This is a genomic window from Mycolicibacter heraklionensis (assembly GCF_001021505.1).
In the GTDB taxonomy this organism is placed as follows: Bacteria; Actinomycetota; Actinomycetes; order Mycobacteriales; family Mycobacteriaceae; genus Mycobacterium; species Mycobacterium heraklionense.
This window is the reverse complement of record NZ_LDPO01000005.1, coordinates 217,693-230,281: the sequence shown is the minus strand read 5'-3', so window position 1 is coordinate 230,281 and position 12,589 is coordinate 217,693. Positions and strand designations below refer to the sequence as shown.

The window sequence follows — 12,589 nt, the reverse complement described above, 5'->3', positions numbered from 1 at the left end:
GCCGGTCAGATCAGCGCGCCCAGTAAGGCGAGCGGCAGTATTCCCAGGTCAACCGCGAGTGGGAGGCCGATGGCGTTCAGGAGATTGCCGTCGGCCAGCTCCGAGGCGAAGATGTCGAAGTTGATCGGCGGCAAGTTGAACAACAGCGCGGTGCCCACGTCCAGGAACGGAATACCGGTGTGCGGCGGGAAGGTACCGAACAGGTCATCCAGCGTGGGGAAGGTCGACACGAAATCCGCCATCTGCGTGTCGGAGATCGCGTTGATGAAGCCCTCCATCTCGGCCATGAAGGCCGGCGGAGTGTTGGTCGGGTTCACGATGTCGTCGACAAACGCGGAGACACCCTGCTGCCAGCCGTTGCTCAGCGCCTGCGGCAACTCCTGCATGAGTGCCGCCAGCGTCGCCGAATCCGGCAGAAAACCCAACGGAGTCGCCACGTCGGCGGGGCCTTGACTCCAGCCGTGCTCGATATTGCCGTAGCCCAGGTTCACTAGGATGCGGGTGACCGGCTCGAACAGATCGTAGAGCGCCTGTCCCCCGCTTCCGAAGAACAACAGCGGATACAGCAGCGGCAGCCCCTCGGTCGGAATCATGTAGTAGTTGGTCAACGAATCCGGCGATGCATTCGGCAGCAGGATCGCGTCATTGATCTGATCGGCCGTCAGCCCCAGATAAGTGGTGTGCTGGAAGGCAATTCCGAAGATCGCGTTGAGGACCGACAAGAAGTTGATCGGGTATTGCGGGAAGTCGGCGAACCCATCGTATTCACGGTTGTAGACCTCGGTCAGGTAGAGATCCGACGGTCCGGCGCCACTGAATGTGAGACCGATGCTCGGAAGAGTGGGCTGCGCATTGTCCGGCAGATTGAAGCGCTCCAGCATGCCGCCGTTCGGGGCGCTGACATCACCGATCATCACGAAATGCACGTAGTCACTGGGCACGCCGGCACTCGCGAGCTGGTACTGCAACAGCGACTCGATGACCGCGCCCTGCGACCAGCCGAACACCACCGCGGGATTTTCGGCGCTCAGGTCTCCGTTCTGGTACGCAGCCATGATCGCGTCGTAGAGGTTCTGCTGACCCTGTGCCAGTGATTCATCCAGCGTCCCGCCGAAGGGACCCAAGAACGGGTAGAGCTGTTCCGGTGTGGTGACAACCTGGGTCGTGCCGGTGAAGCCGAGCGGCTCCAGATACAGCGACATGGCGGCGTCCACGTAAGACGGGCCGGGCGTGGCCAGGCCACTGCCGCCGATGATGAACGCCGTGCCGCCGCCCAGCGGCTGAACCGCAACGTCATTGGCGGCCAGGCGCACTCCGGGAATATGCAGGGCAGTGGACGGCGCAGCCGCCGCGGTAGGTGCGATCAAGCCGGCACCCATGACGGCGATGGCAACAGCGCCCACGGGGCCGCGTACGTGATTCACTGGGGTTCTCCTTCGGGCAGCCCGATCAGGCTGTTGCGGTGGTCGACGATAAACAACGCGGGTATAGAGGTCAGATCACTGCGCCCACCAGGGCAAGCGGCAATATCCCCAAGTCGTACGCCAGCGTGGTTCCGATGGCGTCGAGCAGATTCCCGTCGGCCAGCTCCGAGGTGAAGATCTCGTAGTCGATCTGCGGGAGGTTGAACAACAACGCGGTGCCCACGTCCAGGAACGGAATGCCGGTATGGGGTGGGAAGGTGCCGAAAAGGTCTTGCAACGTGGGGAAATTCGAGAAGAACGCTGCCAGCTCGCTGCCGGTGGCGATGTCACCGCTGAGTTCGTTGGCGAATTCGGTGATGAACGCCGGTGTGGTGTCGGTGGGGTGGAAGATGTCGTCGAAGAAGGCGGAGACGCCCTGCTGCCAGCCGTTGCTCAGCGCCTGCGGCAACTCCTGCATGAGAGCTGCCAGCGTGGCCGAATCCGGCAGGAACCCCAATGGCGTCGCCACGTCGGCGGGGCCTTGGCTCCAGCCGTGCTCGATGTTGCCGTAGCCCAGGTTCACCAGGATGGTCATCACCGGTTCGAGCAGATCGTAGAGCGCCTTACCGCCGTTTCCGAAGAACAACAGCGGGTCCAGTAGCGGCAGCCCGTCGGCCGGAATCATGTAGTAGTTGGTCAGCGAGTCCGGCGACGCATTCGGCAGCAGGATCGCGTCACTGATCTGCTCGGCCGACAGGCCCAGGTAGGTGGTGTGCTCAAATACGATGCCCAACAAGGCGTTGATGTCGGCCAAGATGTTGATCGGATACTGCGGGAAGTCGGCGAAGCCGTCGTATTCGTGGTTGTAGACCTCGGTCGGGTAAAGGTCGGACGGCCCGGCCCCACCGAACGTGATACCCAGGCTCGGCAGGTTCGGCTGCGCATCATCGGGCAGGTTGAAGCGCTCCAGCAGGCCGCCGTTCGGCGAGCTGACATCGCCGACCATCACGAAATGCACATAGTCACTGGGGACACCCGCACTCGCGAGCTGGTGCTGCAGCATCGATTCGATGACGGTGCTCTGCGAATATCCGCCGATGACGATCGGATGCGCGGCGTCGACATCTCCGCCGGCCAGTTGGTGCATGACCGCTGCGTACAGATCCTGTTGCCCCTGCGCCAACGAGTCGTCGAGCTTTCCGCTGAAAGGGCCGGTGAACGGGTAGAGCTGTTCGGGCGTGGTCACGGCCTGTGTGGTGCCGGTAAAGCCATGCGGTGCAAGGAAAAGCTCGGCGTAGCGCGCCTGATATCCGGGACCGGGAGTGGATAACACGCTGGGCCCGACGATCAACGCCGTGCCGTCGCCGAGGGAGAAATCCGAGGCGTGGGTGACGGCGCGCTGCACCACACCCCCGTGCGCGTCGGCCGCCGACGGTGCCGCCAGTGGAGCGGCCATCAGGCCGGCGCCGACAATGACGACACTGACGGCGCAGGATGCGGGGCGGGTCCGCGGCATTGGCCTTTGCGCTCCTTCGTCCAGCCCGGCGACGCGGACTTCGCAACCGCTGCACGACCATGCGAAAGCTGTCGAGCAACCTTGAATTGCCCGAAAATAACATAGACATAGCGCGCGCAATAGTGCGCACTCTAATTTTTTAGTGGCTAAAGTCGGCCCGCGCCGAGCCGCCCAGAAACCGGGCGATGATCAGGCGGGCTTGGCCGGCTTGGCCGTATCGGCAGACGGGTTGACCCCCGCGGGAACGTCACCGAACCGGCTGGCTACCACCGGAACCCAGATCTGGGCTCCGCGCTGGCCGCACTCATTGCTTTCGACGGTGGCGACCATCGCGCCGTGCAGCACACCCGGAATGGTCGGCTCCAGTGAGAGCACCTGCGTGGTGGTCTGACTGTCCTGCCGGCCGTCCACACCAATGCACGGCGTCTGCACTGTCTGCGGTCGCGACCGCCACGTGTCGCCGGTGAATTCGAGGACCAATTCATTGCCGCCGGACGGCGTCTTCACCGTCTTCCGGTGATCCTTCGCGTCCAGCATCATCGCCGACGCCGTGCACGCGGAGCTGTCGCACGACGACTGGACGGCCCACCAGGTGCTCACATTGGGCGGCTCGGGGTTGGGGACCCCGTTGTACTTCTCCCCGGCCCGGTTGGCGTCGACGCGGTAGGTCCCCTCGAAGGCGGGCGCCTTGGGCGGCGGCGCCACGGCCGCCGCGGGTGCACCACCGGCGGCGACCGCCGCCGTGTCGGCCGGCTCCTCGGCCAGCAGGCGCGGGACGATGGCCGCCACCGATCCCACCACGGCAAGCCCCAAGGGCACCAGGACAGCGGGTCTGGCCAGCTTCGACAGCCGGCTCGGCGGCGGCGCCGGCAGTGCTCGCGGAACGCCCCGCACGACGGTCTTGGCCGAGTCGGACTCGTCATCGGCGGCCGGATCCGCAAGCTGCTCGGCCAGGGCTGCGACGAAGTCCGAGCAGTCCCGGAATCGCTCGGCGGGGTCTTTCGCCAGCGCCGCGGCGAGCACGTCGTCGAACTGTTCCAGCTCGGGACGCCGGTCGCTGAGCAGCGGGGGCGGGGTGTTCAGGTGGTGACTGATCACCGTCACCGGGTTCTCGTGCTGATACGGCGGTGCTCCGGTCAGCATCTGGAAGGTGGTGGCGGCCAGGGCGTACTGGTCAGCGCGTTCCAGGCCTTCGGAACCCATGAGTTGTTCGGGTGCGGCGTAGGCGATGGTGCCGATGGCCAGATTGCTGGCGGTCAGCCCGGTGGGGCCGCTCAGTTGCCGGGCGATGCCGAAATCGGCCAGCACGGCGGTCAGCACGTCGTCGCCGTCCTCGGTCACCAGAATGTTGCTGGGTTTGACGTCGCGGTGCACCACCCCTTGCCCGTGGGCGTAATCCAGGGCGTCGGCGATGCTCGCGACGATCGGAATGACGATCTGAGCCGGCATCCCGGCCGGGAACTTGCGGGTGATGAGTTCGCCGAGCGTCTCGCCCTCGATGTAGTCCATCGACAGCCACAGCCGGCCGCGGTATTCGCCGCGGTCATGCACGCGCACGATGTTCGGGTGCACCAGCACCGCGGCGGCTTCAGCCTCCCGACGAAACCGCTCCTCGTACTCGTCGTCGGCGCTCAACGAGCGACGCAGAATCTTCAGCGCTTCACGTCGGGGCAGCCGGGGATGTTGCGCAAGGTACACCTTGCCCATCCCGCCGGCACCCAACAGTTTCAAGATGGTGTACTCAGCAAAAATTGAGCCCGCCGCCAGAGCCATGCCGCAGACACTAATGATCGTGGGTAAACAGTTGGGTGATACGAAGCAGCCAGCCGGCAAAGAACCGCCGATACCTGCGCCGGAGCCACGCGCTGGCAGGATGAAACCGTGACGACTTGGCCGGCACCGACGCCCACCGCTCCCATCGACGCGACGGTGACCGTGCCCGGCTCGAAGTCGCAGACCAATCGGGCGCTGGTGCTGGCTGCGCTGGCCGCAGCACGCGGCGGTGGCGTCTCCACGCTCTCCGGTGCCCTGCGCAGCCGCGACACCGACCTGATGCTCGACGCGCTGCGGGCGCTGGGCCTGCGGGTCGAGGCAGTGGCCCACCACGTGACGGTCAGCGGCAAGATCGACCCGGAGCCAAACATCCGGCTGAACTGCGGCCTCGCCGGCACCGTGCTGCGGTTCGTGCCGCCGCTGGCCGCGCTGGGCACCGTCACCGTCACGTTCGACGGCGACGAGCAGGCGCGGGTCCGGCCGATCGCACCACTGCTGGATGCGATGCGCAGCCTGGGCATCGTGGTCGAGGGCGACGGGCTGCCGTTCGCGATCCACGGCACCGGATCCGTCGCCGGCGGCACCGTGGCGATCGACGCCTCCGCGTCGTCGCAGTTCGTCTCCGGCTTGTTGCTGGCCGCCGCGGCGTTCGACGACGGACTGACCGTGGTGCACACCGGGGCGACACTGCCGTCGGCCCCGCACATCGCGATGACGGTGGCGATGCTGCGCCAGGCCGGAATCGACGTCGACGACGCCACCCCGAACCGCTGGCGGGTCAAACCCGCGACGACGACGGCCCGGAACTGGGAAATCGAACCGGACCTGTCCAACGCCACGCCATTTCTGGCGGCCGCGGTGGTCACCGGAGGCCGGGTGCGCATCGCCGGCTGGCCGGCCGTCGGCGTACAGCCCAGCGAAGCCATCACCGAGATCTTCGGCGCTACCGGTGCCCGGGTAAGCCACACCGCGGCACACCTGCAGGTACAGGGCCCGGGCAGCTACGGCGGCTTCGACGTGGATCTGCGCGCGGTCGGCGAGCTCACCCCGACGGTGGCCGCACTGGCGGCACTGGCGGCCCCGGGGTCGGTGTCGCGGCTGAGCGGCATCGCGCATCTGCGCGGGCACGAGACCGACCGGCTGGCGGCGCTGACGACCGAGATCAACCTGCTGGGCGGTGACAGCGTCGAGACCGCCGACGGCCTGGTGATCACCGCGACCCCGCTGCACGGCGGAACCTGGCACTCCTACGCCGACCATCGGATGGCCACCGCCGGTGCGATCATCGGGCTGCGGGTTCCCGGCGTCGAGGTCGAGGACATCGAGACCACGGCCAAGACCCTGCCGGCATTCCCCCGGATGTGGGCCGACATGCTGGCCGACGCGGGGGCCGGCGCTTGAAACCGCAGGACTACGACGAATCCGACGTCAAAGTCCGCTCCGGCCGCGGCTCGCGGCCGCGCACCAAAATCCGCCCCGGGCACGCCGACGCCCAATCAGCCATGGTGGTCAGCGTCGACCGCGGACGCTGGGGTTGCGTCTTAGACGGCCCAGACGGCCCGGCTGACGTCCAGGTCACCGCGATGCGCGCCCGCGAGCTGGGGCGCACACCGATCGTGGTCGGCGACCATGTCGACGTGGTCGGCGACCTGTCCGGCCGGCCCGACACCCTGGCCCGGATCGTCCGGCGCAGACCGCGGCGAACCGTGTTGCGGCGCACCGCCGATGACACCGACCCCACCGAGCGGGTGGTGGTCGCCAACGCCGACCAGCTGCTCATCGTGGTCGCGCTGGCCGATCCCCCGCCGCGGACCGGTCTGGTCGATCGGGCGCTGATCGCCGCCTACGCCGGCGGGCTGGCGCCGATTCTGTGCCTGACCAAGACGGACCTGGCGGATCCGGAGCCGTTCGCCGGCCAGTTCGCCGATCTGGATCTCACGGTGGTCACCGCGGGCCGCGACGACCCGCTGGACGCCGTCGCTCCGCTGCTGGAATCCCGGGTGACGGTGCTGCTGGGGCACTCCGGGGTCGGCAAATCAACCTTGGTGAATCGCCTTGTCCCGGAAGCTGACCGGGCCGTCGGGCGGGTCACCGACATCGGCCGGGGCCGGCACACGTCCACCCAGTCGGTGGCACTGCGGCTGGCGGGATCGGGCTGGGTGATCGACACCCCGGGGATCCGCTCGTTCGGTCTGGCCCACATCGCGCCCGACGACGTGCTGCTGGCGTTCTCCGACCTTGCCGAGGCGATCGCCGACTGTCCCCGCGGCTGCGGCCATCTGGGTCCGCCGGCCGACCCGGAATGTGCGCTGGACAACCTGACCGGCGCAGCGCAGCGACGTGTGGAAGCGGCGCGCCGGCTGCTCACGGTGCTGCGCGAGGGCTGATCCGGTCCTCCGCAGGGCCGCCGATCAGGCGGCCAGGTCGAGCTTCTTGTCGCGACGCCAGCCCCGCACCGCCGCGATGGCGGACTTGAGACCACGCCGACGACCGGTCACCGGGTCGATGCGAGGCAACCCCGGTCCCAGCTCGGCGAACATCTTCTCGCTGCGAGTCTCCGGCGCGTCATCGGCGGTGTCACGCAGGAAGCGGTCCGGCAGTGACAGTTTGGCGATGGTGCGCCAGGTCTTGGCGTACTGCACCAGGAACGGCCCGGAGGTGTAGGGCAGGTCGTACTTCTCGCACACGGCACGCACCCGCACCGCGATCTCGGGGTAGCGGTTGCTCGGCAGATCGGGGAACAGGTGGTGTTCGATCTGATGCGACAGGCTTCCGCTCATAAACCGCATCGGCTGCCCGGCATCGATGTTGGCGCTGCCCAGCAATTGTCGTAGGTACCACTGACCCTGCGACTCGCCGACCATGTCGGTCTTGGTGAACTTCTCTGCGCCGTCGGGAAAGTGACCGCAGAAGATGATCGCATTGGCCCACACGTTGCGGATCACGTTGGCGATCGCGTTGGCCTTCACCGTCGAGGCGAATGTCGCGCCGGGCGACAGCGAGGTCAGCGCCGGAAAGGCGACGTAGTCCTTGAACACCTGCCGGCCGGCCTTGCCGCCGAACTCCCGCAGCCGTGCAAAGGTCGCCTCACGGTTGCTGCGGCCTTTGAAGATCTTGCCGATCTCCAAGTGCTGCAACGCGACTCCCCACTCGAACCCGATCGACAACATGGCGTTGTAGAACAGGTTGAGCACGTTGAAGCGCTGCCAGGGCGTGTCGCGAGTGACCCGGATTACCCCGTAACCCACATCGTCGTCCATCCCGAGGATGTTGGTGTACTTGTGGTGAGCGAAGTTGTGGGTGAAGCGCCAGTGCTTGGAGACGCCGGCCATGTCCCACTCCCAGCCGGTCGAGTGGATCTCCGGGTCGTTCATCCAGTCCCACTGACCGTGCATGACGTTGTGGCCGATCTCCATGTTCTCGACGATCTTGGCCACGCCCAGGGTCGCCGTGCCGGCCCAGCGCGCCCAGCGCCGGTTACCCGCCGCCAGCAGCACCCGGCCGGTCACCTCGAGCGCCCGTTGGGCGGCGATGGTGCGGTGAATGTACCGGGCGTCGCGCTCCCCGCGAGTGGCCTCGACGTCCCGGCGGATGGCATCCAGTTCTGCGGCGAGGTTCGCCACGTCGGCGTCGCTGAGGTGCGCAAACACCTCGACGTCGGTTACCGCCATCAGACCGCCTTTCGGAAACGCATGACCGTTTGCACCTACGCTATCGTAACCTACGATCCCGTAGGTTACCAGCGGGTAATCATCAGACGTCGAGTTCGCAATCGCCGGCTGCCGTGCTGATGCACGTCTGCACCCGAGTGCCCGGCTCGTGGTCGGCGCCGGTCCGCAGATCGCGAACGTGTCCGTCCAGCAGCGTCACCACGCACGACTGACAGATGCCCATACGGCATCCGAACGGCATCGAAACCCCGACGCTCTCCCCGGCCTCGAGCAGGGTGGTTGCCGCATCCGCCAGCACACTCTTGCCGCTGGCCGCGAAGGTGACGGTGCCGCCCCCCTCGGCCGCCGCGGTGCGCGCCACCGTGAATCGCTCGACGTGCAGCTGGTCGGCGATCCCGGCGGCGGCCCAGACCCGCTCGGCGTCGCCCAGCATCGCCGCCGGTCCGCACGCCCAGGTCTGGCGCTCACGCCAGTCGGGCACCTCGGCGTCGAGGGTTTCGGGTCCACGCAGCTCCAGGCGGCCCTGGTCTCTAGTGGTGCGCAACAGCAGCCGGTAACCGGGATGGTCACGCGCCAAGGCGGCCAGCTCATCGGCGAACAACGTGTCGGCAGCCGTGGGCGCCGAATGCAGGTGGACGACGTCGGCGATGGCGCCCCGGCGGGCCAGCGAGCGCAACATCGCCATAATCGGCGTGATCCCGGATCCGGCGGTGACGAACAGCACCGCGGCCGGCGCCGGGTCGGGCAACACGAACTCCCCCTGCGGCGCGGCCAGCCGCACGACGGTTCCCGCAGCGACGCCGTCCACCAGGTGGCTGGACAGGAAACCTTCGGGCATCGCCTTGACGGTGATGGAGATGGTGCGGGCCCCGGTCACCGGCGGAGACGTCAGCGAGTAGGAACGCCAGCGCCATCGACCGTCGACCAGCAGGCCGATGCCGATGTACTGACCGGCCCGATAATCGAACTGAAAACCCCAGCCGGGCCTGATGATCAGCGTTGCCGAATCCGCGGTCTCACGCCGGACCTCCACCACCCGGCCGCGCAGTTCGCGGGCCGACCACAACGGGTTGGCCAACCGCAGATAGTCGTCGGGCAGAAGTGGTGTGGTGATTTGTGTTGCGATGCGGCGCACAGCATTCCAGACCGGATGACGGTCGGCGCCGGCGGCAGTCGGCCGCTTGGTGTCACCGATATGGGCGACGATCGCCGAGTGCTTCTTGCTCACGAAAACTTTCCTGCTCGCTACCGGGGGGTGATGAACCTACGGTACCGTAACCTTCCCCGAACGGCATCAGAGCAGGTCGAGCAGGAACGGCAGCTCCTGGGTGGCGTACCAGGCCAGGTCGTGATCCTGGGCGTCACCGACAGTCAGCTCGGCGTCCTCGTCACCGAGGTCGGCGTCATCGATCACCGCCAGCGCCGCGAGCACGGCCGGCTCGGCCGCCGCGGTGTCCACATACGCCGCGACCACGTCAGTGATCGAGACTGGCCCCGCCAGCCGCACCACGGCGGCATCCAGATCGGGGCGGACGGTAGCCCCCTCGACCTCGGCGACCAGTACCGCCCGGCGGGTGGGCAACTTCTCGCCGGCCGGAGCGGCGTCGGCACCACCGAGCAACCGCAGCGAGGCCAGTGCCGCCTCACCGAGTGCGACCTCGGCCAGCTCGTCGTCGTCGCCGTGGGCGTAGGACTCGCGCAACGCCGGAGTCACCGCGAACGCCGTCCCGCTGACCGGAAGCAATGAACCGTCGGCGACCAGTTGGGCCAGCATGGCCAGCGTCGCCGGGATGTAGACCCGCATGTGCCAGACCTTAGCCGCGATCGCTAGCGCAACGAAGCGGGGCGCAGCCGTTACGCATCGTCCAGCAGCGTGGCGGCGTAGTCGTCCACATAGCGGTAGAGGCTGCGGTCGGGACGCTGGTAAAAGCCGGTGACGACGGGCTTTTTCGGCAGATTCACGCGCTGGCGCTCCACCTCCCGGTACGGAATCGACCCCAGCAGGTGCGCCATCATGTTCAGCCGCGCGTGGGTCTTCACCTCCGACTCGACCACATACCAGGGGCTGGACGCCGTATCGGTGTGGGACATCATCTCGTCGCGGGCGCGGGAATAGTCCTCCCAGCGACGCAGCGCCTCAAGATCCATCGGCGACAGTTTCCACTGCCGCAGCGGGTCGTTGCGCCGCTTACGGAACCGGCGCAGCTGCTCGGCCTGGGAGACCGAGAACCAATACTTGCGCAACAGGATTCCGTCGTCGATCAACAGCTGCTCGAAAACCGGCGCCTGCCTGAGGAATTGCGCATGCTCCTCGGGCGTACAGAATCCCATCACCTTCTCCACCCCGGCCCGGTTGTACCAGGACCGGTCGAAGAGCGTGATCTCCCCACGCGCCGGCAAGTGCGCGACGTAGCGCTGGAAGTACCACTCCCCTCGCTCACGCTCGGTGGGGGCGGGAAGCGCCGCGATCCGCACCGTGCGCGGGCTCAGGTATTCGGTGATCCGCTTGATAACGCCGCCCTTGCCGGCAGCGTCGCGACCCTCGAAGATCACCACCACCCGGGTGCCGGTGTCGCGGACCCATTCCTGGAGTTTGACGAATTCGCTTTGCAGACGCAGCAATTCCTTCTCATACACATCGTCGGCGAGCCGCCGCCGGGCGGCCTCGAATTCGTCGTCGCTCACTGTGCTGCCTCCAGTAGTTCGGCCAGCGCCTCATCCAGCAGTGCCGAGACCATTCCTACGTCACTCATCGCCTTGCGGTCGGCATTGACCCCGAAATACAGCGTGCCGTTGTAGGACGTCACCCCGATCGTCAACGCCTTGTTCGGCAGCAGCGGAGGCACGCTGTAGGTCTCGAGCAGCTTCGCGCCGCAGACGTAGAGCTGCCGCTGAGCGCCCGGCGCATTGGTGATCAGCAGGTTGAACACCCGCCCGGAGAACCCGGCGAACGCGGTCGCAACCCGAACACCCATCGCGTGCAGGGTCGGCGGGGCGAAGCCCGCCACAGTCAAGATGGTGCGGGCATCCACCAGCCCGGTCGAGGTGGGATGCGATTCCGTCGCATAGGCGATCTGAGAGAGCCGCACCACCGGATTCGGTTCTCCAACAGGAAGATCCACCAGAAACGGCGTGACAGCGCCGATGGGCTGGCCCGGGGAGTCGAATTCGTGGTCCGGGTACACCGACAACGGCGCCATGGCCCGCACGGTCCGCGTCGATCCGACCGGTTCGCCACGGGACAGCAGCCAGTTCCGCAGCGCTCCGGTGATCACCGCGAGCACCACGTCGTTGATGGCGCAGTCATAGCGGGCCCGCACCGTTCGGTAATCCTCCAGCGAACCGCGAGCCACCGTGAACAAGCGGTTCTGCGACACCTGGGTGTTGAGCGGGCTCTGCGGGGCGGCGCCACGCGCGATGGCGCGGACCGCATCGAACGCCTTGCGGCCCGCCCAGGTCAGCGGGCTGCCGACCGTCGACCCCACCGCCTGCAGTTGGGTCCGCGGAGCCGCCACCCAGTCCCCGACCGCACCGAGCACCAACTCCACGGCGCCGGGCTCGTCGCGCGGCACCCAGATGTCTTCGTCGAACGGCGGCGGACGCTGGGTCCGGTCGACCAGGACGTGCCCCATCGCCGGCGCCGCCATGCCGTGGACCAGCGCCTGGTGCGACTTGATGTAGATGGCGATCCGATTGTCGGCCAGCCCCTCGATCAGATAGACCGCCCACAGCGGCCGGGACCGATCCAGCGGTTGTTGGCCCAACCGCGCGATCAGCTCGTGCAGCTGGCGATCGCTGCCGGGGGACGGCACCGCGAGATGCCGTACGTGATAAGTGATGTCGAACTCGTGGTCGTCCACCCACACCGGGCGGGCCAGGCTCATGGCGACTTCGCGGATCTTCTGCCGGTAGCGCGGGATCTGCGGCAACCGCTGCTCGATGGTCTCCAGCAGTTTGTCGTAGCCCAGCCCACCCCGCGGGTTACGCAGAATGAACAGCGACTGCACATACATCGGCGTCGTGGTGTTCTCCAGCCGGTAGAAAGAGGCTTCCGACGCCGATAGCCGGTTCACCATCGTGGCACCCGTCCTCCCTGCTGGCTCGATCCGGCCGGGCACTGCACCAGCCCCGGATCGGAGAAAAACACTGCCGCTCACGGTAGCCCGCCGCCGGGCAGCGCCGCACGCGGATACGCCGCAGCCGCGATTGTGCGATGATCGCCGCAA

The 12,589-nt window shown here is 67.2% G+C and carries 10 protein-coding genes; 2 read left to right on the top strand and 8 right to left on the bottom strand.

Features of this window, described 5'->3' with window-relative positions; translation table 11 throughout:
* Positions 1-5: 5 nt before the first annotated feature.
* The 3 genes from ABW16_RS09190 to ABW16_RS09180 all read right to left on the bottom strand — a co-directional run bounded on the left by ABW16_RS09190 (position 6) and on the right by ABW16_RS09180 (position 4,692).
* Complete coding sequence (locus ABW16_RS09190) at positions 6-1,424, bottom strand: PE-PPE domain-containing protein (protein WP_131721481.1); 1,419 nt, start codon at positions 1,422-1,424, stop codon at positions 6-8.
* A gap of 70 nt (positions 1,425-1,494) precedes the next feature.
* Positions 1,495-2,919, bottom strand: coding sequence for a PE-PPE domain-containing protein (locus ABW16_RS09185; protein ID WP_047318834.1), 1,425 nt, complete (start codon positions 2,917-2,919; stop codon positions 1,495-1,497).
* Between the two features lie 189 nt (positions 2,920-3,108).
* Entirely contained in the window at positions 3,109-4,692 is a 1,584-nt protein-coding gene (locus ABW16_RS09180; protein ID WP_047318833.1) for a serine/threonine-protein kinase, read from the bottom strand.
* Between the two features lie 108 nt (positions 4,693-4,800).
* Here ABW16_RS09180 and aroA point away from each other — a divergent pair, with 108 nt between their 5' ends.
* Both aroA and rsgA read left to right on the top strand, forming a co-directional pair.
* Entirely contained in the window at positions 4,801-6,093 is a 1,293-nt protein-coding gene (aroA, locus tag ABW16_RS09175; protein ID WP_047318832.1) for a 3-phosphoshikimate 1-carboxyvinyltransferase, read from the top strand.
* Positions 6,090-7,079, top strand: coding sequence for a ribosome small subunit-dependent GTPase A (gene rsgA / locus ABW16_RS09170; protein WP_047318831.1), 990 nt, complete (start codon positions 6,090-6,092; stop codon positions 7,077-7,079). Before aroA ends, rsgA begins: the two co-directional genes overlap by 4 nt.
* 24 nt (positions 7,080-7,103) lie before the next feature.
* On the opposite strand, the gene ABW16_RS09165 is transcribed toward rsgA, so the two are convergent.
* From ABW16_RS09165 to ABW16_RS09145, 5 genes are all read right to left on the bottom strand, one after another.
* Positions 7,104-8,363 carry a fatty acid desaturase family protein gene (locus ABW16_RS09165; protein WP_047318830.1) on the bottom strand — a complete coding sequence of 420 codons (1,260 nt, stop codon included), beginning with the start codon at positions 8,361-8,363 and terminating at the stop codon, positions 7,104-7,106.
* A gap of 82 nt (positions 8,364-8,445) precedes the next feature.
* Entirely contained in the window at positions 8,446-9,591 is a 1,146-nt protein-coding gene (locus tag ABW16_RS09160) for a ferredoxin reductase (RefSeq protein WP_047318829.1), read from the bottom strand.
* Positions 9,592-9,657: 66 nt separating this feature from the next.
* The gene (locus ABW16_RS09155) at positions 9,658-10,167 is read right to left on the bottom strand and encodes a DUF6912 family protein (RefSeq protein WP_047318828.1); all 510 of its coding nucleotides are present in this window, start codon (positions 10,165-10,167) and stop codon (positions 9,658-9,660) included.
* A 50-nt stretch (positions 10,168-10,217) separates the two neighbouring features.
* On the bottom strand, positions 10,218-11,048 hold the full coding sequence (ppk2, locus tag ABW16_RS09150; RefSeq protein WP_047318827.1) for a polyphosphate kinase 2: 831 nt from the start codon (positions 11,046-11,048) through the stop codon (positions 10,218-10,220).
* On the bottom strand, positions 11,045-12,439 hold the full coding sequence (locus ABW16_RS09145; RefSeq protein ID WP_047318826.1) for a WS/DGAT/MGAT family O-acyltransferase: 1,395 nt from the start codon (positions 12,437-12,439) through the stop codon (positions 11,045-11,047). Before ABW16_RS09145 ends, ppk2 begins: the two co-directional genes overlap by 4 nt.
* Positions 12,440-12,589 lie beyond the last annotated feature (150 nt).